The 24,174-nt window shown below is 45.6% G+C and carries 26 protein-coding genes; 6 read left to right on the forward strand and 20 right to left on the reverse strand.

All coding sequences use genetic code 11. The features are described 5' to 3' along the window. Positions 1–21 precede the first annotated feature (21 nt). The 7 genes from mltG to L6I86_RS20445 all read right to left on the reverse strand — a co-directional run bounded on the left by mltG (position 22) and on the right by L6I86_RS20445 (position 5,547). The gene (gene mltG / locus L6I86_RS20415) at positions 22–1,119 is read right to left on the reverse strand and encodes an endolytic transglycosylase MltG (RefSeq protein WP_236290300.1); all 1,098 of its coding nucleotides are present in this window, start codon (positions 1,117–1,119) and stop codon (positions 22–24) included. 125 nt (positions 1,120–1,244) lie between these two features. Next, complete coding sequence (locus L6I86_RS20420; protein ID WP_056610487.1) at positions 1,245–1,544, reverse strand: DUF1292 domain-containing protein; 300 nt, start codon at positions 1,542–1,544, stop codon at positions 1,245–1,247. Beyond that, positions 1,541–1,849 carry a DUF1292 domain-containing protein gene (locus L6I86_RS20425; RefSeq protein WP_056610485.1) on the reverse strand — a complete coding sequence of 103 codons (309 nt, stop codon included), beginning with the start codon at positions 1,847–1,849 and terminating at the stop codon, positions 1,541–1,543. The genes L6I86_RS20420 and L6I86_RS20425 overlap by 4 nt, the downstream gene beginning before the upstream one ends. 6 nt (positions 1,850–1,855) lie before the next feature. Further along, positions 1,856–2,272, reverse strand: coding sequence for a Holliday junction resolvase RuvX (gene ruvX / locus L6I86_RS20430; protein ID WP_056610483.1), 417 nt, complete (start codon positions 2,270–2,272; stop codon positions 1,856–1,858). Positions 2,273–2,289: 17 nt separating this feature from the next. Continuing rightward, positions 2,290–2,550 (reverse strand): IreB family regulatory phosphoprotein, encoded by a 261-nt coding sequence (locus L6I86_RS20435; protein ID WP_028555746.1) that lies wholly within the window; start codon positions 2,548–2,550, stop codon positions 2,290–2,292. Positions 2,551–2,660: 110 nt separating this feature from the next. Beyond that, positions 2,661–5,288 (reverse strand): alanine--tRNA ligase, encoded by a 2,628-nt coding sequence (gene alaS / locus L6I86_RS20440; RefSeq protein WP_236290078.1) that lies wholly within the window; start codon positions 5,286–5,288, stop codon positions 2,661–2,663. A gap of 91 nt (positions 5,289–5,379) precedes the next feature. Then, complete coding sequence (locus tag L6I86_RS20445; protein ID WP_236290080.1) at positions 5,380–5,547, reverse strand: hypothetical protein; 168 nt, start codon at positions 5,545–5,547, stop codon at positions 5,380–5,382. A 153-nt stretch (positions 5,548–5,700) separates the two neighbouring features. Between L6I86_RS20445 and L6I86_RS20450 the strand changes: the two genes are divergently transcribed. Further along, entirely contained in the window at positions 5,701–5,922 is a 222-nt protein-coding gene (locus L6I86_RS20450; RefSeq protein WP_236290082.1) for a DUF3951 domain-containing protein, read from the forward strand. A 450-nt stretch (positions 5,923–6,372) separates the two neighbouring features. Here the strand turns inward: L6I86_RS20450 and L6I86_RS20455 are convergent, their stop codons facing one another. The 5 genes from L6I86_RS20455 to cymR form a co-directional block, all read right to left on the reverse strand. Next, the gene (locus tag L6I86_RS20455) at positions 6,373–7,443 is read right to left on the reverse strand and encodes an AI-2E family transporter (protein WP_236290084.1); all 1,071 of its coding nucleotides are present in this window, start codon (positions 7,441–7,443) and stop codon (positions 6,373–6,375) included. Positions 7,444–7,597: 154 nt separating this feature from the next. Further along, positions 7,598–7,801, reverse strand: a complete 204-nt coding sequence (locus tag L6I86_RS20460; protein WP_028555750.1) for a hypothetical protein — start codon at positions 7,799–7,801, stop codon at positions 7,598–7,600. Positions 7,802–7,808: 7 nt separating this feature from the next. Next, on the reverse strand, positions 7,809–8,330 hold the full coding sequence (locus L6I86_RS20465) for a PRC-barrel domain-containing protein (protein ID WP_056610460.1): 522 nt from the start codon (positions 8,328–8,330) through the stop codon (positions 7,809–7,811). 29 nt (positions 8,331–8,359) lie between these two features. Further along, positions 8,360–9,508: a cysteine desulfurase family protein gene (locus L6I86_RS20470; protein ID WP_236290086.1), complete on the reverse strand. Its 1,149-nt coding sequence runs from the start codon at positions 9,506–9,508 to the stop codon at positions 8,360–8,362. Between the two features lie 8 nt (positions 9,509–9,516). Continuing rightward, complete coding sequence (cymR, locus tag L6I86_RS20475) at positions 9,517–9,936, reverse strand: cysteine metabolism transcriptional regulator CymR (RefSeq protein ID WP_056610615.1); 420 nt, start codon at positions 9,934–9,936, stop codon at positions 9,517–9,519. Positions 9,937–10,258: 322 nt separating this feature from the next. Here cymR and mnmA point away from each other — a divergent pair, with 322 nt between their 5' ends. The 3 genes from mnmA (at position 10,259) to L6I86_RS20490 (ending at position 12,605) form a co-directional block, all read left to right on the forward strand. Next, positions 10,259–11,347, forward strand: coding sequence for a tRNA 2-thiouridine(34) synthase MnmA (mnmA, locus tag L6I86_RS20480; RefSeq protein ID WP_236290088.1), 1,089 nt, complete (start codon positions 10,259–10,261; stop codon positions 11,345–11,347). 61 nt (positions 11,348–11,408) lie between these two features. Next, entirely contained in the window at positions 11,409–12,098 is a 690-nt protein-coding gene (locus L6I86_RS20485) for an AlkZ-related protein (protein ID WP_236290090.1), read from the forward strand. Between the two features lie 159 nt (positions 12,099–12,257). Next, entirely contained in the window at positions 12,258–12,605 is a 348-nt protein-coding gene (locus L6I86_RS20490; protein ID WP_236290092.1) for a DUF3889 domain-containing protein, read from the forward strand. Here L6I86_RS20490 and L6I86_RS20495 read toward each other — a convergent pair. The 7 genes from L6I86_RS20495 to L6I86_RS20525 form a co-directional block, all read right to left on the reverse strand. Next, positions 12,600–13,919, reverse strand: coding sequence for a replication-associated recombination protein A (locus L6I86_RS20495; RefSeq protein ID WP_056610452.1), 1,320 nt, complete (start codon positions 13,917–13,919; stop codon positions 12,600–12,602). The two genes, L6I86_RS20490 and L6I86_RS20495, sit on opposite strands and share 6 nt — an antisense overlap. Before the next feature lie 126 nt (positions 13,920–14,045). Continuing rightward, a complete protein-coding gene (locus tag L6I86_RS20500; RefSeq protein ID WP_236290094.1) occupies positions 14,046–15,575 on the reverse strand; it encodes an MFS transporter in 1,530 nt (509 codons plus the stop codon). A 13-nt stretch (positions 15,576–15,588) separates the two neighbouring features. Then, positions 15,589–16,116, reverse strand: coding sequence for a PadR family transcriptional regulator (locus tag L6I86_RS20505; protein WP_236290096.1), 528 nt, complete (start codon positions 16,114–16,116; stop codon positions 15,589–15,591). 145 nt (positions 16,117–16,261) lie between these two features. Beyond that, on the reverse strand, positions 16,262–17,014 hold the full coding sequence (locus L6I86_RS20510; protein ID WP_236290098.1) for a tRNA threonylcarbamoyladenosine dehydratase: 753 nt from the start codon (positions 17,012–17,014) through the stop codon (positions 16,262–16,264). 24 nt (positions 17,015–17,038) lie between these two features. Next, positions 17,039–18,817 carry an aspartate--tRNA ligase gene (gene aspS / locus L6I86_RS20515; protein ID WP_236290302.1) on the reverse strand — a complete coding sequence of 593 codons (1,779 nt, stop codon included), beginning with the start codon at positions 18,815–18,817 and terminating at the stop codon, positions 17,039–17,041. Positions 18,818–18,862: 45 nt separating this feature from the next. Then, complete coding sequence (gene hisS, locus L6I86_RS20520; protein WP_236290100.1) at positions 18,863–20,128, reverse strand: histidine--tRNA ligase; 1,266 nt, start codon at positions 20,126–20,128, stop codon at positions 18,863–18,865. A gap of 431 nt (positions 20,129–20,559) precedes the next feature. After that, positions 20,560–20,868, reverse strand: coding sequence for a winged helix-turn-helix transcriptional regulator (locus L6I86_RS20525; RefSeq protein ID WP_236290102.1), 309 nt, complete (start codon positions 20,866–20,868; stop codon positions 20,560–20,562). Between the two features lie 157 nt (positions 20,869–21,025). On the opposite strand from L6I86_RS20525, the gene L6I86_RS20530 reads away from it, so the two are divergent. Then, positions 21,026–21,418 carry a DoxX family protein gene (locus tag L6I86_RS20530; protein ID WP_056610438.1) on the forward strand — a complete coding sequence of 131 codons (393 nt, stop codon included), beginning with the start codon at positions 21,026–21,028 and terminating at the stop codon, positions 21,416–21,418. Positions 21,419–21,717: 299 nt separating this feature from the next. Next, positions 21,718–22,038 (forward strand): hypothetical protein, encoded by a 321-nt coding sequence (locus L6I86_RS20535; protein WP_236290104.1) that lies wholly within the window; start codon positions 21,718–21,720, stop codon positions 22,036–22,038. 97 nt (positions 22,039–22,135) lie between these two features. Here L6I86_RS20535 and L6I86_RS20540 read toward each other — a convergent pair whose 3' ends face one another. Then, positions 22,136–24,100 carry an FAD-dependent oxidoreductase gene (locus L6I86_RS20540; RefSeq protein ID WP_236290106.1) on the reverse strand — a complete coding sequence of 655 codons (1,965 nt, stop codon included), beginning with the start codon at positions 24,098–24,100 and terminating at the stop codon, positions 22,136–22,138. Positions 24,101–24,174: the final 74 nt, after the last annotated feature.

A 24,174-nucleotide genomic window follows, 5' to 3' on the forward strand; every position in this document is an offset into this window, starting at 1 on the left:
ACTTACCTACCTTCTGTCAACTTAATTCGTGGCCTTCTTACTATTGGCAATATTCTTCTTATGCTCTTCAAAGGTTTCTGCAAACAAATGGCCCATAGTTCCATCCTTCTTCGTTACATAGAATACATATTTCGTTTCTTCCGGATAGATAGCTGCCTTAATCGAGGCTAGACTAGGACTCGCAATCGGACCTGGTGGCAAGCCAGTATTCAAATACGTGTTATATGGACTCTCGATTTGAAGATCCTTTTCCAATAAACGCTCCTTTGACTTATCGAATAAATACTGTACCGTCGCATCAATCTGAAGCGGCATGTTCATTTTCAAACGATTCACGATGACCCCGGAAACAGTAGCACGCTCCGAATCAACAACAACCTCCCGCTCAATTAACGAAGCAATCGTCAGCATCTGGTGTATCGAGAGATTACGAGACTTTAACTTGTCCTTCCAATCAGGTGGAAGCGTCGCGAGCATCTTGTCTAGTTGGTCTAATGAACGTTCGACAAACTCCTTTTCGGTAGAGCCTTTCTTAAATTCATACGTTTCAGGGAATATATATCCCTCTAGTCGATGTCTGATATTTTTAGTGTCCGGAATGGATAGCGTTGACTCAGTTTTAAAGCCCGCAGGATCATCGATAAGCCCCAGAAACGTTTCTTTCTTCCAAGTGCTCTGTTCGCTCACTTTCGTGGCGATCTGCTCAATTGTAAAGCCCTCAGGAATCGTGATGCGAATCATTTCTTCCTTCACAACATCTCCCTTGTTGAGCTTATCAATCATCGCTTCAAATGTCATACCTGGCTTCATCGCATATTCACCAGCTTGAAATTTGGAGCCCTGCTTTTTAAACTTTAAATAGTACGTGAAAATGGAAGAATTCTTAATAAGACCTTTCGTTTCTAATTCATCTGCGATCTGTATCGAGCTGGAGCCTTGCGGAATCGATACACGGACCTCTTGGTCAGAAGCATCAACTGGCTGCAGCGCACTTGCAATAAACAATCCAATGCCACCTGCAGTACCGAGAACAAGCAACACGACGATGCTAAAGCTAATCAATACCCATTTCAGAACTCTACGCTTAGGCTTCTGTAATTCTTCATACTCATCATCCATATTCACAACGCTTCGATTCCTCCTAAAAACATCCATCATCAAGCCTTGGCTGTAGCTTACCATACTAGCATTAACCATATGCACAACAAAACCGAGCGGATTTCATCCGCTCGGTTATCTACTTCTCACAAATCGTCTTGCTCAGGGAAAACCATTTCGTCGTATAACTCCGAAACCGTTTCCCACTCATCGTCATCGTCAATGGTAACTAGTTCATATTCACCGTCAGCACCCGAAATGACACGAAAAAGAGCAACTTCCTCTTCCTTCTTCAAGGCTTCCGATTGCATAACAGCATATGTTTGGTTCTCATAGACGAATTCTTTCAGAAGTTGATACACCGTCGACTCACTTTGGTCGTCAGACAACAGAATATCATCCCCATAAGTTTTGCGCAATACATCAGAAGGTGTTGTCAAACTCATGCTTCTTCTTCCTCATCGAACTCCGCCATTAAGGTGTTGAACGTTTCTTCCACAATGTTCCATTCTTCTTCGTCGTCAATGGTGAATAGCTTCAAATCCTCACCATCGTCGTCTTCTTCGTAACGGAATGCATACACTTCGTCGGATTCTTCGTCTCCGCCGTCTGTAGGCACAACCATCATATATTTCTTATCTGAACCGTCCACTTCGAATTTCATGATAACCTCGAACTCTTCTTCGTTGCCTTCATCGTCCGGGATGTAAATGATTTCTGGTTCTTCTTCACGCAATTCTTCTTTGGACATGTTCATTCACCTCTTCATATTGGCATCCATATACCCTTGTAGAATTAGCTGTGCAGCCATCTTATCAATGACTAGCTTCCGTTTCTTCCGACTTACATCCGCTTCAAGAAGCGTCCGTGTCGCAGCTACGGTTGTTAATCGCTCATCCCATAGGTGTACTGGTACACTGATTTTTTGCTCTAATTCTTGCGAAAAGGCAATCGCAATCTCGCCGCGGGGGCCAATCGTATTGTTCATATTCTTGGGCAACCCCACTACAACCTGCGATACGCCATATTCATTAACAATCTGTATAAGCCGTTCAATGTCTTCTCCCGGCTTATTGCGGCGAATCACTTCAAGCCCTTGGGCCGTCCATCCAAGCTCATCACTTAATGCGACACCAATGGTTTTATCCCCATAATCCAAGCCCATCCATCTCATGCTGGTTCTCTTTTCTTCTATTTGTGTTGACCCAGATAAGCACGAACTAATTCTTCAATCAGTTCATCCCGTTCCCGTTTACGAATGAGGCTTCTCGCATTATTGTGACGCGGAATGTAGGCAGGATCTCCCGAAAGTAAGTAACCAACAATCTGGTTAATCGGATTATACCCTTTTTCCTGAAGAGCATCATACACCGCCAGCAATACATCCTTCGGCGAAGTTTCGATCTCTTCCGCCTTCACATTGAACTTCATCGTTTTGTCCATGGAACTCATCAGGAGCACCCCACTTCCTTGTGACCTTTGTAAAATAATTGAAAAAACTTGCGTTATACATGTGATATATTCTCTATGGTTTTAAAAATTCCTGTCCATTAGAAAAATAATTATACGAATTGGGAAAGCAGCCCCTCGACACTCGCTAACGCCGCTTGCAATTTCGATGCATCCTTACCACCGGCTTGCGCCATGTCTGGACGACCGCCACCGCTGCCGCCAACGGCCCCCGCGACTTCTTTAATAATTTTACCCGCATGGAAGCCTTTGGAAACCAGATCAGGTGTTACAGCAGCCACTAGATTGACTTTATCTTCTGCAGCAGCACCGAGAACGATAACAGCCGACCCCAACTTCCCTTTCATTTCATCAACGATGTTACGAAGAGAATCCATATCAGCCGCATTGACTTGTGCTGCTAGAACGGAAACACCTGCAACTTGTTTCACTTGATCCGTGAGCGAACCTGCTTCAATACGACCAAGCTTTCCACGAAGTGACTCATTCTCACGCGCCAGCTCTTTCAATTGCTGTAAGGTAGCATCAACGCGTTTAGGAACATCCGTGATGTTCGATTTCAGCAAGCCAGCTGCTTCTTTTAACAGTTGCAGTTGACCATCCAAATACTCATACGCACTGCGTCCAGAAACGGCTTCAATCCGTCGTACGCCGGAGCCAATCCCTGATTCACTTACAATTTTGAACAAGCCGATTTGACCTGTATTTTGAACGTGACATCCTCCACAGAGCTCTAAGGAATAATCGCCGACTTGTACAACGCGGACGATATCGCCATACTTCTCACCGAATAGTGCCATAGCGCCCATTGCTTTCGCTTCTGCGATCGCTTTGAGGGAAATATCTACATTCGTGCTATTCCAAATTTGTTGATTCACACGTTGTTCTACGTCTTGCAGCTCTTCACTAGTGATAGAGCCGAAATGAGAGAAGTCAAACCGCAAGCGATCTGGTTCAACGAGGGACCCCGCTTGATTAACATGCGTGCCCAGCACTTCCTTAAGTGCTTTATGCAGCAAGTGAGTCGCCGTATGGTTTTTAATGATATCCGTACGTGGTGCAGACGCTACAATCGCCTCTACCGAGTCACCTTTGCGAAGTACGCCAGATTCAACAATAACCTTGTGTACATGTTGGCCATGCGGCGCTTTCATCACATCAACAACCTGCAGAGTGACTTGTCCATTACGAATCGTACCATGATCACTAACTTGACCACCGCTCTCTGCATAGAAAGGCGTACGATCTAGAACAACTTGACAAGTCTCACCAACACCGACAAGCTCCACGAGCTCATTCTCATGCACAATCGCTTCGATATTAGCAGTAACTACCAATTCATTATATCCAACAAATTCGCTTTTAATCGTTAATTCGGACAGTGGTCCGCCTTGAACCTTCATGCCGCCTTCTTTGTTACTTGCTGCACGAGCGCGATCACGCTGCTCCTTCATGGAAGCATCAAAGCCAGAACGATCAACGGTTAACCCCTTCTCCGACGCAAAATCCTCCGTCAAATCAAACGGGAAGCCGTACGTATCATATAGTTTGAAAGCATCCGGCCCGCTGATTTGGTTCGTGCCTGCTTGCTGCGTTTTCTGAACCATCTCGGCAAGAATGATCAACCCGTCGCTCAACGTCTCATGGAAACGTTCCTCTTCGGTACGGATCACTTTCTCGATGAACTCACGCTTATCTACAACCTCTGGGTAATAAACACCCATGATGTCGCCAACCGTAGACACCAGCTTGAATAAAAACGGTTTATCAAGTCCTAGTACTTTCCCATAACGAACTGCTCGGCGCAGCAAACGGCGAATGATATAACCGCGACCTTCATTGGAAGGAAGCACGCCATCTCCAACGGAGAAAGCGACTGTACGGATATGGTCAGCGATGACTTTAAGAGCCACATCATGCTCTTCATTTACATGGTAAGTAACACCAGTGAGCTCACACGTTTTCTCAATGATCGGCAAGAACAGATCGGTATCGAAGTTCGAGTCAACATCCTGAAGAATGGAAGCGAAACGCTCCAATCCTGCGCCTGTATCAATATTTTTATTAGGAAGCGGTGTGTAGCTGCCATCGGAGTTATGGTTGAACTGTGTGAATACGAGGTTCCACACTTCAAGGAAACGCTCATTCTCGCCGCCAGGCCAGCACTCAGGATCCGACAAGTCACCGTATTTATCACCGCGATCGTAGAAAATTTCTGTACAAGGACCACAAGGACCTTCACCAATATCCCAGAAATTATCTTCTTTCAACTTATAAATACGCTCTTCTGGAATGCCGATTTGCTTGTTCCAAATGTCAAAAGCTTCCTCATCATCTTCGTGAACGGTTACTGAAATCCGATTCGGATCAAAGCCGATCCATTGCGGATCCGTTAGGAACTCCCAAGCCCATGGAATAACTTCTTTCTTGAAATAATCACCGATAGAGAAGTTGCCCAACATTTCAAAAAAGGTATGGTGACGACGTGTTTTACCTACATTCTCAATATCATTGGTACGAATACATTTCTGAGCATTCGTAATCCGTGGATTCTCTGGGATTTCACGTCCGTCCAGATATGGCTTTAACGGTGCAATCCCTGCATTAATCCACAATAAAGATGGATCGTTGTGCGGGACTAACGAGGAGCTCGGCTCAACCTTATGCCCTTTACTTGCGAAAAATTGCAACCACTTCGAACGAATTTCACTTGCTTTCATCTCTGTGAGCCTCCATATTTAGGATAAGTTTACAAAAAACAAAAAACGCCCCTGCAGCTAACAGGGACGAATCATCGCGGTACCACCCTGGTTATTGGTTTCGTGCTCCCTTTGCCAACGGCGTAGAGTGAATCCAATCTCCTTGTGCGGATTTGTAACGGGTCCAACCGGTGGAGTTCATCCACGCTCCGAAACGAGCTTTGGGCCATCCTTGCACCGAAAGGTTCTTCCAGCCGATCTTCGCAGTTTTCGCTGCCAAGCGGAACCTCTTCTCTGACGATGAGCTATGGCTTACTAAGTTTCATCAACGCTTTAATTCACATATAGATAAGGCAAATTATAACTTTATGGGGGGTGCCTGTCAATATGAGGGCATCATACTGTAGAATGTAGAAATAAGGAGGTGCTTCATATGGACATTTCAACACTTACTTTGCTCGGACTCATCTTCCCCATCTTCATCTTAATCATTTACATTATGGCGAAAACAGTCATTAAGAAGCAAATTCCGGACAGCCGATACAATCCGTTTGACTACATAACGGGGCAATCGCATGTCGAGTTTCAAGAACAAAAGGAACAAAAAGAGGAAGATGACAGCCAAAGTGATGATAAAGACAAGCATCTGAAATAGTCATTTACCTCGTTTAATTTTATCAGAAAATCACCGTTGACAATGATTCTCAATAGAAGTATACTAAGTTTATTGATAATGATTTTCATTACCACTTAAGAACGTATAAGTTTTCAGTTCCTGAAAACGGCTTTCTTAATGGCGATAAAATTTACCGCTCTCGGGGTCCCCACAAAGTAATCGGACTTTGCTTCGAAGATTATCGTCACTTTGTGGGGAAGAATAGCGGTCGCTCATCAATGAATGACTTCGATAGAAATTTTCTCATCGAACACATACTAACAGCTTGTTTATTACTCACTTATTCCGTAGTCCATTTTATGGTTTACGTATGGGCCACAACCTTTTCCTAACTCCTCAACCCTCGTGCAAAACCCTTTGGACCATGATCCCGCAAGTCATGGCTCAAGGGGTTTTGTGCGTATTTTGCTTGTTTCCAGATCAGTTTGCCTAGGTTGTTTGCTTATGTACGAAGTGAATGAACACATGCTGGATGATGACTTTCATTACGGCGAAGAAGGGTACCGCCAAGATCAATCCCACAACACCAGCTACTTCTCCACCAACAAGCAAAGCGAAAATGATAAATAGCGGATGCATGTGCAGCGTTTTACCTACGATTTGTGGCGATATCACATTCCCCTCGAGAATTTGCACCGTCAAATTGACAAGTGCGACGAACAGCACCATTTTCAACGATACGGTTGAAGCCATAATAATAGCCGGTGTCGCACCCAAAAAAGGCCCCATATACGGGATAATATTGAAGATCGCGACAACGCTGGCGAGCAATAACGGGTACGGCATTCCGATTAACCAGTAGCCCACATAAGCTAGCACACCAATAATCAAGCACACGAGGAGCTGCCCGCGTATATAGTTGCCAAGCGCCGTATCAATGTCCATGAGCAGGGAGACGGTTTTTTTGCGATGCTTCGTCGGTACAATGGCTAGCGCGGTTTTCTCGATAATCTGAAAATCCTTCAAGATATAGAAAGCCAGGAACGGCACAATGAAAGCTATAAACAGCATATTGATCGTCGTCCCAATTTGATTCATGTAATTCGCAACCGCCATGGAAATCTTCGTCTCCAGCTTCCCTATGGAATGATTAAAGCCATTTCGAACACTGTCAGGCAGCAGTTGATTTTGATTAAAGCCATCAACAAGGGACTGTGCTTTCATCGCCATTTGTGGCATATGTTCATTTAATTCAGCCGCTTGCTCCACAAACATTGGTGTCATATTCATAATAATAACCGTCACTGATGTAATAAACACACTATAAATCAATAATACGGCAATTGTTCTCGGCATTTTGCGTTTGTTCAGAATCGTGACAACTGGATTTAAAATATACGAGATGATTATCGCTATAAAAAACGGCATCACGATGGCTTTAATGAATGTGAAAAAGTGAAACAAGATAGGTTTAATCAGCAAAAGCAAATATAACCCGACTAAGATTAATAAGGCATAAATCAACCCCACAAACCATTTATTACTCCAAAATCGTTCCATGCTGCCTCCACCTCTGTCATTTGAATTCAATGTAACGTTCATACAGTATGTGTACTAGCTGTCCAATTTAATCCTGACTTGGCACCTCATGACAAAAAAAGCGTTATTGTTCAAGCGATTCCTCGCCTGACCAATAACGCTTCAACTGTTAACTTTAGTTCACGTGCTCGTGGATATGAGAAACTTCTTCCTCAAAAAACAAATCATCCAGAGAACTTAACGTTCCATCTTCCTCAACTTGATAAACGGACATCTTATCTCCGTTTACGCTGAGTTCAATGAAACAACCCCAACAGTAAAATTGATGGGAACCGATCTTTCCAATATCTTTGGAATTACAGTTTGGACAACGCATCATGCTCACCCTATTCTTCTTTGGATACGAAGAGTTCTTCTACTTCCTGAGCACAATGTCCAGGCACGATGATTGCGTCTTCCCCCATGGTTGCCGATTCTGGCATGGGAAGCCACTTTCGCCCTTCTTTTAAATCAGAAATAAACCCTTCGGACAATTCATAACCTACTATTTGTTTACCCCAATTCTGGTTTAAATAAACATCTTCTACCACGCCTAATTCGTGCCCTCCCACTGTGATGACCGGGAGTCCCTTAATCTTGTCGCTTCCCTCAAGAAAAGCATGGCACTCATTCTTCTGTCCAAATTCACAAATGACACTATCGTTCGGTATGGTTATAGCATCCTCTCCGGCAGCAACGATTCCCTCCCATGAAATGTATCGTAAGGACGAGAACCACGTCTTCGCTTCGAGTATAATGCCGCTTATGTTCCACGTTGGGTCAATCAATAAATCCTTTACTTCACCAACTTGCTTACCCGACTCAACGGTTAACACGGGAAGTCCTATTAATTCATGCGCTCTGCGCAAAGCGTAACGCCTCCTAGAACCACCCAGTACTACTTATTACGCAACCGCTCTATAATGGTTGCAACTTTCTGGGCAGCCGTTTCGATTTGTTCTTTAGAATTCCCCATTCCAAAGCTAAATCGCACAGCGGAGTGTGTCACATTTTCTGGAAGTTTCATGGCCTGTAAGACATGTGAAACTTCAAGTGAGCCAGACGTGCATGCGGAGCCGCTTGCAGCAGCTACCCCTTCTAAATCAAGATTCATTAAAAGTGTTTCTGTAGAAACACCTGGAAAAGAAATGTTTAGAATGTGCGGGACATGCCAAGCCTTATGCCCATTAATCACAAACCCCTCACAGCCCAATTGCTGTTCTAAGATGGAAATCATGTGTTCGCGAAGCCTACTAGCTTGTGTGTAGTTGCGTTCTTGGAGCGGAAGAATGGTTTCAACTGCTTTGGCGAAGCCGGCAATGGCGGGGATATTTTCAGTTCCAGCCCTTCGCTTGCGTTCTTGTGAACCACCGAATACGTGAGGAAGCAGCTTCGTATGCTTGGAAACGTAGAGGGCACCTGCGCCTTTGGGGCCATAAATTTTATGGGCAGACAGGCTCACGAGATCGACCGGCAGTTCGGCAAGATTCAGGGAAATCTTCCCTAAAGCTTGCACCGCATCGACATGAAAGGTAATGCCAAGTTTTTGTGCTAGCCGACCAATTTGCTCAATGGGTTGGATAGTCCCTACTTCATTGTTTACATACATCATAGAAATTAAAGCGGTATCGGGACGAATAGCTGCTTCCACATCTTCTATTTGAATAAGTCCATCTGAACCTACTGGGACGTATGTAACTTCAAATCCAAGGCTTTCCAATCGTTCACAGGGATGAAGCACGGCGTGATGCTCGATCGCACTCGTTACGATATGCTTTCTGCCAGCTTGATCCCCATGCATGATCCCAAAGATCGCCATATTATTGCTTTCAGTTCCGCCGCTTGTAAAGATAAGCTCACCAGGCAAACAGCCTAAGGATTTCGCCATACTATCACGGAAGCGATTCAACGCGGTTCTTGCCGCACGGCCGAAGCTATGCGTACTGGAAGGATTACCATAATTTGTTGTATAGAAAGGCAACATAGCCTCCCATACATCAGCATGTACGGGCGTTGTTGCAGCATGATCAAGATAAATAGGTTCCATATGTCACCTTAAATGTAAAACATGTAATTATCGTTTTTACCTTTATCCTCAAAAGAAATCAGATTCGCCAATGTTGTGGAGTCCAGCACATCTGCAATGCTATCACGAATACGAATCCACAAGTCCCGTTTGGCGGGATCATCTTCTTCCGTAAAATCTACGGGGCTAATCGGTCCTTCAAGTACGCGAATTACTTCACCTGCAGTTACCTGTTCGGCAGATTTAGAAAGAATATAACCGCCGTAAGCTCCGCGGATACTTTTGACTAAACCCGCATTCCGTAAAGGAGCTACAAGCTGCTCAAGATAATGTTCAGAAAGCTGATGTCTCTCAGCAATGCTCTTCAGTGAAGTCGGTCCTTCACCCACTCGGTTGGCCAATTCCATCATGATCGTTAGTCCATAACGACCTTTTGTGGAAATCTTCAAAATTAACACCTCATTCAACATGATATGCCATCAAGGAGTCTGTATATATCGCTAAAACTTGAGATGCTTACCCATTCTGCTACCCCACGCTTTAACACCAGGGTCGTCCCTATCTAGGTAAACAGCGTTTCCATTTTTCGCAAAAACATTCCAAAACATCCGTATATCGTATCTATGTTATCACAAAACCCTTGTATTGTGGGGGAAAAACAATGACATTCTCATGAAATATTTTAAATTTGAGCAATTGGCATGTATAATAGTAGTGTTCAAATTGAACAGCTCAATCAAAGTCAAGCAAGATGGAAAAGAGGTTTACGCTATGCAAACAAAAAAACGTGTCATCTTAGGTATGTCTGGAGGTGTCGATTCTTCGGTTGCCGCGCTGCTGCTCAAAGAGCAAGGTTATGAAGTTATTGGCATTTTCATGAAAAACTGGGACGATACTGACGAATTTGGTCATTGTACCGCAGAAGAAGACGCAGAGGATGTCAGACGGGTCTGTGACCAGCTCGACATTCCTTTCTATACAGTAAATTTTGAGAAGCAGTATTACGACAAAGTTTTCGCCTACTTTTTGGACGAATACACCAAGGGCCGCACGCCAAACCCAGATGTCATGTGTAACCGTGAAATTAAATTCGGGGAATTGCTGCAAAAGGTACTCGATTTAGGCGGCGACTACATCGCGACTGGACATTACGCACAAGTGAAGGAACAGGAAGGCGAATTCGTGTTGCTGCGTGGAAATGATTCGAATAAGGATCAGACTTATTTCCTTAACGTCCTTAATCAAAGTCAGCTTGCCAAAGCGATGTTCCCAATCGGTCACTTGCCCAAGTCCAAGGTACGTGAAATTGCTGAAGCAGCTGGTCTTGCAACGGCGAAGAAGAAAGATAGTACCGGGATTTGTTTCATTGGAGAGCGCGACTTCAAGACGTTCCTCAGCCAATACCTCCCTGCTCGCCCAGGCAATATGGTCGATATTCGCAATGGTGAAATCAAAGGGCGTCATGACGGGTTAATGTATTACACATTAGGCCAAAGACAAGGTCTTGGGATTGGTGGATCCGGCTCTGGTGAGCCATGGTTCGTTGTGGACAAAAATTTGGAGACAAACGAATTGCTCGTCGTGCAAGGGGAACAGCATCCTGGACTTTACTCCAAGGGTCTGACGGCAACTGATGTGAACTGGATCTCTTCGAAAAAGCCAGAAGGTGCCTACACCTGTACAGCCAAATTCCGCTATCGCCAAGCGGATCAAGGTGTCGTAATTACGTTGCAACCCGACGGCAGCTGTGAAGTTGTCTTCGATAAGCCGCAAAAAGCGGTTACGCCGGGCCAATCCGTTGTCTTTTATGATGGAGAGATATGTCTAGGTGGCGGTGTGATTGATAAGGTTCATAAGTAAGAGCATAAAGTAGGGCAAAAGCAAGAAATTAGTTTAAAGATTAGTGTGGAGGAGAATGTGTATGGCTATGAATGAGGTAACGATTAAAGCTGATACGTATGAAGATGTGAAAAGGCTCGTTAAGGAAATTGGCATTCTGCCCCTCTCTTCGTTTATCCCTGAGCATCCTTCTCTTGAATCCTTAACGGTCCATGAGCAATGGCATACTGGACTCGAAACAGATCCATGGTTATGGCGCGATCGCCTTCCGGGTGATGGTCTTGCGGCTTATGGACGTTTTTTCGCCAAGAAACCCTTATTAATTTCTTCTGAGTTATTTCCGTTGATCAAAAACTTACTGGAAGATCCCTACACGGTGGACGAACGTTATTCGGATGGTGAGCTCTCCAAAGCCGCAGTAGATGTGTATCACGCCATTGCTGGGAATGAAGGCATCGATGTGAAAGCTCTACGCGCTGCGACCGATTTGAAATCGAAAGAATCCAAGAATGAATTTGATCGTGCCTTGATTGACTTGCAGAGCAAAGCTGATATCGTAATTGCGGGGATTAGTGAGCGTCTGAACGCCAATGGTACGAAAAACGGCTGGAACAGCACCTGTTATATGACCGCTTCGCATTGGATGGAGCTGCATGGCCTTGCGAAGAATACACTGCCAACACCTGAAGCGAAAGCTCAGCTGCGAACACTGCTGCAAGAAAAGTACAGCGAGGCTGCTGGCAAGTATTTAACGAAAATCTTTAAGCTGTAATGGGGGAGGAGCACTTAGGTGCTCCTTTATTGTTGATTGCACATCCCCTACTATTGCTGTTATTTACCGTTCACGAAGACGCATGCAAGCTCCCACGGTCGCACACGCTATGCTCGAAAGGTGTGAGCGATACTGAGCAAAATCATAGCTATTTTACTCATGTTTGGCTTGAGCTGGGTTGGATCTTCACATGCACTTGCAGTAGACACTAACCAACATGGCAACGGCGGCCATACCGTAAAGGCGCCCATACAGGACCCCTCTTATGCCAAGTGGAGCCGTCTTGCCTTTCAAGAAGCTGGTAAGGTGTATACGTTGCTGGACTACAGATATATCGGAAAATCCAACGTAGCACCAGGTGTCGTACAACAGCAGTTCCGCTTCTGGGTCAAAAAGGATGGCGCTGAATTCCCACTCATCGTCTCCATTCGGTATGATCCTGTTACAGAAAAGGTATTTACCATTCTTATGGAGCAAGAAAATAGAGGGACACTACGGATTCTATGAATCTGTAGGTGTCCCTCTTCTTTTATGCTGATTCAACTTCATCTTCTCTTCTGTGCCTTGATTGGTTGCCGCGAAAATCACTTCATGCTGAATCTCATCCGGCAAGTATTGTTGTCGTACGAAATGCCCTGGATAATTATGCGGATACATATAGCCTTTATGACCAAGTTTCTCTGCACCTTTGTAGTGTGTATCACGCAGATGCAGCGGAACTTCCGCTGATTTCACCCGCTCCATCAACTCCTGTGCACGCATGATGGCTAGTGGAATCGAATTGGACTTCGGACTTTCAACCGCGAATAAAATTGCCTGGGAAATGATGTACTTCGATTCCGGCCAGCCGATCTTATGGTACGCGTCCATCGCCGTAACCGACTGGACCATCGCCTGCGGATTGGCGAGTCCGATATCTTCGCTGCAAGCGACGATCAGACGCCGCAGGAAGGTCATAGGATCCATGCCGAGCTTCTCGACGGCATAGAGGAACCAGAACAGCGCGGCGTCGCTAGAGCCGCGCACGCTCTTGTGAAAGGCGGACAAGACGTCATACTGCGTCGACTCGTCCGCTTTCACGATCGGGCGGCGGATCGACTCCTCCGCCACCTCGCGCGTGATATGAACCGTGCCGTCCGGTTCAGGTGAGGTCGTCAGCGCTGCGAGCTCCAGCGCGTTCAGGGATCGGCGGATGTCGCCATTGGCCATCTGCCCGATGTGCTGCAGCGCCTCCTCGTCCACTTGGAGGCGCATGAAGCCGAGCCCCTTCACGGGATCGGCGATGGCTCTTCGCATGGCGATGAGCGCATGCTCCGCCGTGAGTGGCTCGAGCTGAAACAGCGTCGAGCGCGACAAGAGGGCCCCGTTCACATGGTGAAAGGGGTTCTCGGTGGTCGCCCCGATGAAGATGAGGATGCCCTGCTCCACAGCAGGAAGCAGCGCGTCCTGCCGCGAGGTGTTGAAGCGATGGACTTCGTCCAGAAACAGGGTCGTTTTACGACCGTACATCGCTTTGGTGCTTTTGGCCAGCTCAATGATTTCACGGACGTCCTTCACAGAAGCATCAACTGCGTTGAGCTTCATAAATTCACCTTGGGTCCGGTTCGCAATAATATTCGCTAACGTCGTCTTCCCTGTCCCCGGAGGTCCATAGAGAAGAATCGACGTCACTTGATCAGCCTCAATCGCCCGTCGGAGGAGCTTGCCTTTGCCAACGATTTGTTCTTGGCCGATATATTCATCCAATGTCGTTGGTCGCATTCGGTCGGCAAGCAGCTTGCCCACTGGATCCTGGGATGACGCATATGTAAACAAATCCATGATTAGTTTCCTTTACTTGGTGCTAAAAGTTGGTCTGTCCATTATACCTTGCCTCCACTGACCTGTCATGTCTAGTCAAACAAAAGCTCCTCCAATGCGCTTGGATTACGCATGGAGGAGCTATATTTAATGCGAAACAACAGGCTCACTTTTCGCATCCTGACGAGGTGCTGGGGCTGCGAAACGCAGTGGGCCTGCAATAAAGGCAGCACCTAAACCCACAACACCAAAGGCAATACTTAGAATAAAGCCATGATTAATTGCTGTTCCTAGCGAGTCGCGCAGGAAGTTCAATGTCGCTGGAGACAGCTCAGAACCTGCACGTATCAATTGCTCGGGGTTCCCCAACGTAGCAAGTTTATCAAGCGGCATTTGATGCGCAGCAGCACCATCCTGGATGAGGCTACTATAGTTATTGTTCACGATAGTCGCCATAATCGACGCACCTAGAACCCCGCCAATATTCCGCCAAAACCCAACGATCGAGGAGCTGACACCGATATATTTGCGGTCTACACTTTGCGCAACGGCATTTTGAGCCACACTCATTAAGGGTCCGATCGCACCAACGCCAAGAAGGACCATAAGCACGATCATGTAGAACTTACTTGCTTCATGACTGACTACGCTAAGCAGGTAACTGACAACAATCCCCGCTGTCATACTGAATGCGAACACAGCACGGAAGCTGAAGTAACGCTGCAAGAACCCAAAGCCAACAGCACCAACCATTAAGGAAAACATCATAGGAGTCAGCAAACTATTCGAATTCGCATTTCCCAGAACCGCTGTTGAGAAAATAGGCAAGTACGCAATAGCCGAAAACATAATCGCACCTTGACATAGACAAGCTAAGACAGTGGCCAGAACCATCCGATTTTTGAATAAAGGTAACGGAAGAATGGGTTCATGCGCTCGGCGCTCAACTTGAATAAACAAGAAGCCAATGACAACTGCGACAGCTAACAAACTAATGATTTGCCATGAACCCCAGGCGTAATCCTTACCCCCGAACTCCAGCGCCAGCATAAGTGAAACCGTTGTGATAATGAGAAACAGCGTGCCCAGATAATCGATTTTCGGACGACGATCGGAACGGGATTCTTTTAATGCAAAGAACAAGACAAGGAACGACAATACGCCAAGCGGCAAATTCACGTAGAAACACCAGCGCCAGCCCCATGATTCAGCCAAGAGCGTACCAATTTGCGGGCCAGCAACAGAAGATAGTCCAAATATCCCTGCAAACACGCCTGACAGCTTCGCCGCCTGCTTAGGGTCTGCAAATATCGTGTAAATGATTGTAAAAGAAATCGGGAAGATCGCTCCAGAACCAATACCCTGAATGGCACGGAACACAATAAGTTGATTCATATCTTGTGCCATACCGCATAAGGCCGACCCAATCAGGAAGATTGAAATCCCAATCATGTAAAACAACTTTCTACCGAACATATCCGACAGCTTTCCAAATACAAGCATTGTGCTTGTGGAGGCAAGCATATAGGCGGTGAATACCCAGCTTATTTTATCAAACCCATTAATATCGCTAATGATGTGCGAAATCGCCGCAGATGTCACAGTGTTATCCAGTGCGGACATGAGAAGTCCAAGGGCCATCGCCAAAATAATCAAACCTGTTTTCTTATTCGCCATTTCTGCATCTACCTCACTTCTGTTCTACATTTTTCAAACGTGTTATCCCTTGTGTCAGGGTAAGGATCTGACTTTCTGAATTGTTGATACCGATTTGAATGCAAATTTCCTGTGTAGGCGACATCTCGGGCTGGCAATCTACGTACAGCTGGCGTAACCGCTCCAAATTTACTTTCGTTCGCTTCAGATACTCTTCTAACACACCAACCATGATATCCGCTTCTACAAACTCGCCAAAAAACAACCGCGTCATCGCATCCGATTTGAACTCATTGTCTTCAACTGGACTATACATGTACTTTTTAAATTGATGCTGCCCCTCCTCCGTGATGGAATAGAGATTCTTGTTCGGCCTGCCTTCTTGGATTACACTTTCCTTGGTAATCAAGCCATCCTTCTCCATTTTGCTAAGCGTTGGATAAATCGTGCCGAAGCTCGCGTTATTAAAGTAGGATAGAACCGTCTCCATCTTGTGCTTGATGTCATAGCCAGATAAGCTATGGTGCATTAATAAACCCAAAATCACATCTTGACTATTCATGCTGTGAAGCCTCCATTTGGTGGTAACTGTCTCGATCTAAATTCAATTTATCAGATTACATATATCGAGTCAACATATACTTTTCCGATATATAATAATATAAAAAAAGGACGCCCATTTTCACGGGCATCCCTCATTTCTATGATTACTTCTTCGCACCAATCGCAAGCAGATCCTTCACAGCTGCACTCACCATGATAAGTCCCGCTACAGGAGGTACAAAAGAATTACTCGCAGGCGGCTGCTGCGCCTTACGTCTATCAGGTGCATCCGCAGGTACGATTTGCTCTGTAACGTCTTCCCGTGGCTTCATCGGCTCTTCCATCGAGAATACAACCTTCACGCCCTTCTTGATGCCTTCTTTGCGCAAACGTTGACGAATCACGCGTGCGATTGGGTCCATGCTCGTTTTGGAAATGTCCGCAATTCGGAATTGCGTCGGATCCATTTTATTCGCAGCACCCATGCAAGAAATCATCGGAATTTTGCGTTCGAGACATTGCTTAATTAGATGAATTTTGTAGGAGATCGTATCGCTCGCATCCAACACGTAATCGATTGGGTAAGCGAAGACTTGCTCATACGTTTCCTCTGTGTAGAACATTCGCAGGGAAATGACATCGCACTCCGGATTGATCAACTTGATGCGATCGCGCATCAGATCAGCCTTCGGCTGACCCACCGTTGTCGTAAGGGCATGGATCTGACGGTTGATATTCGTGATATCGACAACATCCTTGTCGATCAGAATTAAGCGTCCAACGCCAGATCTTGCTAAAGCTTCAGCCGCGATGGAGCCGACACCGCCAATACCGAGTACAACAACAGTACTATTTTTCATGATTTCAAGACCCTCAGGGCCTATCGATAATTCTGTTCTCGAAAATTGGTGAAGCATGGGAACACTTCCTCTTCAAAGTTCTTAGGCTTTCGCAGCAGGCTGCTTAAGCGCTAAGCGAATCGATAGTTGTTCTAGTTGTTTATCATCAACAGTTCCCGGAGCGTCCATCAACAAGTCTGTTGCGCTAGCTGTTTTCGGGAATGCGATCGTTTCTCTTAAGTTCGTACGGCCTGTGATTAACATCACCAAGCGGTCAAATCCGAAGGCAAAGCCACCGTGTGGAGGCGTACCGTATTCAAATGCTTCTAGCAAGAAGCCGAATTGTTCATACGCTTCTTCTTTGGAGAAACCTAGCGCTGTGAACATTTTCTCCTGCACATCACGTTGGTAAATCCGCATGGATCCGCCGCCTACTTCATAGCCATTCAAGACTAAATCGTATGCTTGCGCGCGAATTTGACCTGGATCTGTATCGAAGAAATGAATGTCCTCTTCGTTCGGACGAGTGAACGGGTGATGTTCAGCTACATAGCGTTTCGCGTCTTCATCATACCCAAGAAGTGGGAAGTCTACAACCCAAGCGTATTTGAATACGGAATCATCGATAAGACCTAGTTGACGACCGATTTTCAGACGAAGGTTACCTAATACATCCGCAACGACTTTCTTCTTGTCCGCTGAGAACAATAGAAGATCTCCTTCTTCCGCGCCTAAACGCTCTGTCAATGCAGCGATTTCAGCTTCGTTGAAGAATTTCACGATAGGCCCTTTGAATTCGCCGTCTTTCACTTGAATCCAAGCAAGACCTTTCGCGCCATAACGTGCTGCGAATGGAAGAAGATCGTCGATTTCTTTACGACTCCATGTGCCACAGCCTTTGGCATTAAGTGCTTTAACTTGACCACCGCCGTTTACAACGCTAGCAAATACTTGAACGCCTGAAGTGGAAACGATATCGGATACATCCTTCAGCTCAAGGTCAAAACGAAGATCTGGTTTATCTGAGCCGTATTTCGCCATCGCGTCAGCATGTGTAATCCGTTGGAACGGACGAGGAATATCAACATTCGCTGTTTCCTTCATCAGTTTCACAACAAGCTCTTCGAGAATCTCAAGCAGCTGATCCTGGGATAAGAAGGACGTCTCGATGTCGACTTGCGTAAACTCAGGTTGACGGTCTGCACGAAGATCTTCGTCGCGGAAACAACGAGCAATTTGGTAGTAACGCTCAAGACCACTAACCATCAACAATTGCTTAAAGATTTGTGGCGACTGTGGAAGTGCGAAGAACTCACCAGGATGCACGCGGCTTGGTACCAAGTAATCACGTGCGCCTTCTGGTGTACTTTTCGTCAAGATCGGTGTTTCTACATCAATGAAACCTTGGGAATCCAAGAAATTACGGAAAACGTTGGATGCTTTGGAGCGCAGCATCAAGGTACGTTGCATTTCTGGACGACGCAGATCAAGGTAACGATATTTCAAACGAACCGCTTCATCCACTTCCACGCCATCTTCAATGAAGAACGGAGGTGTTTTTGCTGCGTTCATGATTTCGATTTCTGTAACTTGAACCTCGATTTCACCTGTCGGGATGTTTTTGTTCACTGTTTCAGCATCACGTTCTACGACTTTCCCTTTAACTGCAAGCACGTATTCGTTACGTGCACGGTCTGCAATCGCCAATGCGTCGCCAGAGAAATTCGGGCTAAACACCGTTTGTATTAAGCCACTGCGATCACGTAGATCGATGAAAAGAAGGCCGCCAAAGTCACGTCTTACTTGCACCCACCCGTTAAGTATTACTGTTTCGCCTACATGGGCTTTTGTTAGCTGCCCACAATGATGTGTTTTGAGCATCATGATTGTTATTCCTCCTCGTAGTGTCCATATTGGTGTAGTTGTCTATTCGAATAGTGTTTTTGCAGCGTTTGAAGCAAGATCCACTAAACTTAGCGTGATTTGATTTCCTGTTTCCATCTTCTTCAGCGTAATTTCGCCGCGTGCCAACTCATCGTCACCAAGAATCGCCACATAGGTTGCTTGGAAACGATCAGCTGACTTCATTTGAGCCTTCATCTTGCGGCCCTGATAGTCCTTCTCTGCTTTTAAGCCTTGAACTCTAAGCTGGTGCAGAAGTTTTGTAACTTCTTTCTCCGCGGCTTCGCCTAGACCAATCAAGTACACATCAAGCGGCTCAGGTTTCGGAATTTCAACCCCTTGCGCTTGCAGTACAAGCAGAATACGCTCTAGACCAAGACCTAAGCCTACACCTGGTTGATCTGTACCATGGCCACCGATTTGTTCGACTAGACCATTGTAGCGTCCGCCCCCACCAATCGTGTCTATTGCACCGATACCTGCTGCTTTATATTCAAACGCAGTGTGCGTGTAGTAATCCAGACCGCGCACAAGACGAGGGTTAATACGATACGGAATCTCCATCGCTGTTAAGTGCTCTTGCACTTGTGCAAAGTGAGTGCGGCACTCTTCATCCAAGAACTCAAGGATGTCAGGTGCGCCTACACCATACTTTTGATCGATTTTGCAATCGAGAATGCGCATTGGATTACGGTCGTAGCGCGACTGACAATCCTTACATAGTTGATCCTTCACTGGGGCAAAGAAAGCCTGCAGCTGCTCACGATAAGCCGTTCTAACCGCAGGTGTACCTACGGAGTTAACCTCCACAGTTACCTCTTTGAGTCCAATCTCTTTATAGAACGTGTAGCCAAGCGCGATGACTTCGGCATCAATGCTTGGATCCACGGATCCAAATGCTTCAATACCGAACTGATGAAACTGGCGGTATCTCCCCGCTTGCGGCTGTTCATAGCGGAACATAGGTCCCACATAAAACAACTTTGTCAGATCAGGGATACCATAGAGTTTATTTTCCACATACGCTCTAACGACTCCCGCCGTACCTTCAGGGCGAAGCGTCATGCTGCGGTCACCTTTATCAAGAAAGGTATACATTTCTTTTTCAACAATATCTGTCGTTTCTCCAACCCCGCGCGAAAAAAGCTCAGTACTCTCGAAAATTGGCGAACGGATTTCTTTGTAATTAAAACGTTGACACAAGTCTCTCGCTTTGGATTCTAGGTACTGCCATTTCTCCACCTCGCCAGGAAGCAGATCTTGTGTACCTTTCGGCTTCTGAATACTCATCGAAGTAACCTCCCTTTTTCTCTACTTACACGCCTTTCTAAAAGCAAAAAATCCCCCATCCCCGACTTACGTCAGGGACGAGAGATTTGATTAACAAATTCACCCGTGGTACCACCCACATTCAGCATGCTATGTTTCCTGCTTACGCAATCAAACACATCTTGCTCTTTGCGGTTAACGCCCGCTATTCGCACAACTACTACTTAGCACATGAGCTCATGGCTGTTCCCAGTTGGTCCTCGGGGAGGTCTGTTCATTCGCTCATCATGGGAAGCTTGCAGCCTTGGCTTCCTTCTCTGTACATGTGGGGGCAAATTACTGTGTCCCTTCAATGGATCACATTCTTATGGAATTACATTATGGTTATTGTAAACATTGGTAAGGGCAAAGTCAAGAGACAACCATACTTACTATGCATTCTCAACCTATATTTAGTTAAAAGAGTCCGCCCATTTCTGTACTTCATCCATAACTGGCTGAAGTCCCTTCCCTTTAGGCGTTAATTCATACTCAATCCGTACTGGCGTCTCTGGATAAACATGTCGAATAATAATCTCCGCAGCTTCGAGCTCCTTGAATCTTTCCGATAGCATGCGATCACTCATACTTGGGATTAATACAGAGATATCTTTAAACCGCTTAGGCCCAGATAGCAACACATTCACGATAAGTCCTGTCCAACGTTTTCCCAGAAGTTCGAATGCATGCTCGAATTTGGGACATAGTTGATCATTTTCCATCTTAATCATCTCCTTCGAGTTCTTGCCGATTACGGCATCAAACACTTCTGTAAGAACTATTTTATCATAGTCGCTTGACAAAAGTAAGTGCTTCGTAATAATATACTAACATAAAGTAAGTTGTTAAACAAAATATATTAAAAGAGGAGATGTTAGTATGGCATTAGGACTTCTTATTATTCGTTTGGTGATTGGGTTAACGATGGCGGCACATGGTACACAGAAATTGTTTGGTTGGTTTGGTGGTTACGGACCTAAAGGCACAGGCGGATTCTTCGAATCCATCGGTATCAAACCAGGTGTCATGATGGCGGTCGTTGCTGGTTTAATCGAATTAGGTGGCGGTCTGCTCTTCGCCGCTGGATTGTGGACAGAAGTTGGCGCTGCTCTTATTATTATTACAATGATTATGGCTATTATTAAAGTTCATGGCAAAAACGGCTATTGGGTAACTTCCAATGGATTTGAATATAATCTAGCCTTACTAGTCATCGCGCTTGGCGTTGCGTTAATCGGTGCTGGTGACTATTCCATAGATGCCCTTATGTAAGAATTGAATTCGCAAACCGTCCAGCTTAGGCTGTGGCGGTTTTTCTTTGTATACAAAGAAAATAGCCTGCAGCACGTGGCAGCAGGCTTTCAAAAGTTTATATTTTAAAGGGGGTCGACTATTAGTATATCCCTCCTAGATTAAAGGAACATGAAGCTCTTATTACAATTTGATTACACCAAAATCCCGTTAATTTTCAAGCATTTTCATTTCGTTTCATCCGTATATTCATCCTATTTTCACATATACATGTACAACAAGGCGGATGGCCTTGAATATAACATCTGGAGGCTGTAACAATGACACTACAAAACGAGTTTCAAGAGGAACGTCAAGATCTCGTGGTGCTTTTCTCTGAGGAATCCGAAACCGAAGCCGAAACTGCTGACGATCAATCTGCTGACGAAGAAGCAGCCGAAGAAGAGGCCATTGAAGAGTCAGATACGGATGCTGAAGAAACGGAAGAAGAAGCGGCTGATGAGGAAGAAGCAGAAGCTGAGGAATCAGAGGAAGCTGAAAGCGAAGAATCCCCAGACGAGGAGGCAGAAGCTGCCGACGACGAAGAAGCAGAGGAATCCGCTGAAGCAGAAGCGGACGAAGAAGCTGCCGACGAAGACTGAGAAATGTAACCGCAACCATCCTTCTGTCATAGCCAACTACAAACTAAGAGCCTTACAGCCACATCTACTGCGGCAATAAGGCTCTTTATTGATGTATCTAAGGCTTACCTGTCAAACCAATCTTAACGTCACGAATCATCATGTACGTATCTGCATTGGTCAGTTTTTGCTTATCTGCAATGCCATTAATCGTAGCTTCTGTTAGCAGTTTCCCCTCTACGAGCTTCGCTTGCGCTTCAGCAGCCGTGCCCTTAATACCAAGCGCTTGCGTGAAGGTATAGCTTGCTTGCTCAAGAGTCAACGGAATTTTGTCCGCATTGTCCACCTTAGCGATGGCTAGGTTAACGTCTCCTGCAAATGCATCCGGCTTCATCTTCCTTGCGCCACCAACCACATTGACCATTCGTTTCGGATTAGCCGCGTCGTCAAGGCGGAAGTTATTATCATAAGCACCAGATGCTAGTCCGAGCATCATCGCCGTTTTCAAGCCCTCGAATGACTTATGTTCCATAAATGGCTGCGGCTTAATGGTCATCGGCTGAACTTCCATGCCTTGCTTATTCAGCTGAGCCTGCAGCTTCGCAATCATGTCCTTGGATGCTGAAATCTGACGGAACGTCATGTTCTCCGCTTTCGCCAAACTCACCGCAGCTCCAGCTGCCTCACCCTCTGCCATGCCCGTCGGCATAACACGAGCACTCCCATGTGGCAGTGTATCGTAACTTGCCGCTCTGCCTACCACAAGTAACCCATCAATCTTCTGTGGAACGATGCTGCGGAAAGGAATCGCGTATTGTTTCGGCTTACACACGACATTACCTGAGTCTGTAGGTGCTATACGCTGTATATCGACAGGATAAGATCCGAAGCCGATGCGATCCCACTGATCTGCATTTGTACAAACATCGACGATACTCAATCGGTACTCGCCCTGCATATGTCGAGTCTCTCTCACATAAAGCTCTGGTGCTGAACCATCGAGCTCAACGGATGAGAATTCCGGGAACGTTTTCTGCATATAAGCAACAATATTCGGCAGTTCCTTCTTCCCAATATCGAATGCTTCTTGAACCGATTTCGGATCAAAGGTATCTACGCCAAAAATCTGCAAGGCATTAATAAGCACCGTATTGTTATTTTGCCTTCCCATATTGAGGCCTCTCATTTTGGCTCTTTCCTTGTTAAGTGCAGGATAATTGCTCATTTCACTGTATCCAAATACACTCACATCGGTAACACCCGTACCCGAATTGTCATCCCCATTCAATCGATTGGCCATCAATTTCCATACTTCAGGTGTGACATTCTTCAAACGAAACGCCAGCGTGACGGCCATTTTCGATTTTGGATCTCCGATATCCTCATGTCCAATTGTAAAAGGAACCCCTGCTGCTGCTGCGAAGTCACCATCTTGTGTCGCATCAATGACTGAAGCGGCTTTGACAACTTGTGTGCTGCCATTTTCAAGTGTTATCGTCGCACCCTGCACCGCATTTTTATTTTGCGAAAGCAGTGGATCTATCTTCTTCGTTTTCATCAAGACATCGATATTCTTTTCATTCTTTACAGCATCGTAAAAGGCATTGGCCGCTGTATTCACATCGAAGGAATCGCCTTCCGTTTTGGCATACCATTCCGAGAAATACCCTTTATTCCATACATCATCCTTGCCGAGCAAGGTTTTGCTTGTGGAATAATTCATATCCAAGGAATTAATCCAGCCGAGTGTCATTAATCCGCCAAAAATCTCACGATCCCGGCCATCGACTAACAGTGTGCTCAATCCATTTCGAGCTGATGAAACCGCAGCGGCTACGCCCTCCGGGTCTGTTCCAATTACAATGACATCATAGGCTTCTTTCGCCTTTTTTACCGATTTCACTTCTTCAAGGGCTTGTTGCTGATCACTATGTCCTTTGGCGTTCTTATGGTGATTATATTGATAGTACATGGCGGCCGTTGCAGCAACCAGCGTAAGTACAATCAAAACTACCATTAACCATAGCCAACCTCTGGATGTGGATTTGTTGCGATTCGAATTTGCCATTACGACTTTAAGCACCCACCTTATCTCCTGCATGTCTTACAATAATTCCATAGGCTAGTTTACCACAATTTGATGGAGGAGAGAAATTC

This window comes from Paenibacillus allorhizoplanae (assembly GCF_927798215.1).
GTDB classification, from domain to species: Bacteria; Bacillota; Bacilli; order Paenibacillales; family NBRC-103111; genus Paenibacillus_E; species Paenibacillus_E allorhizoplanae.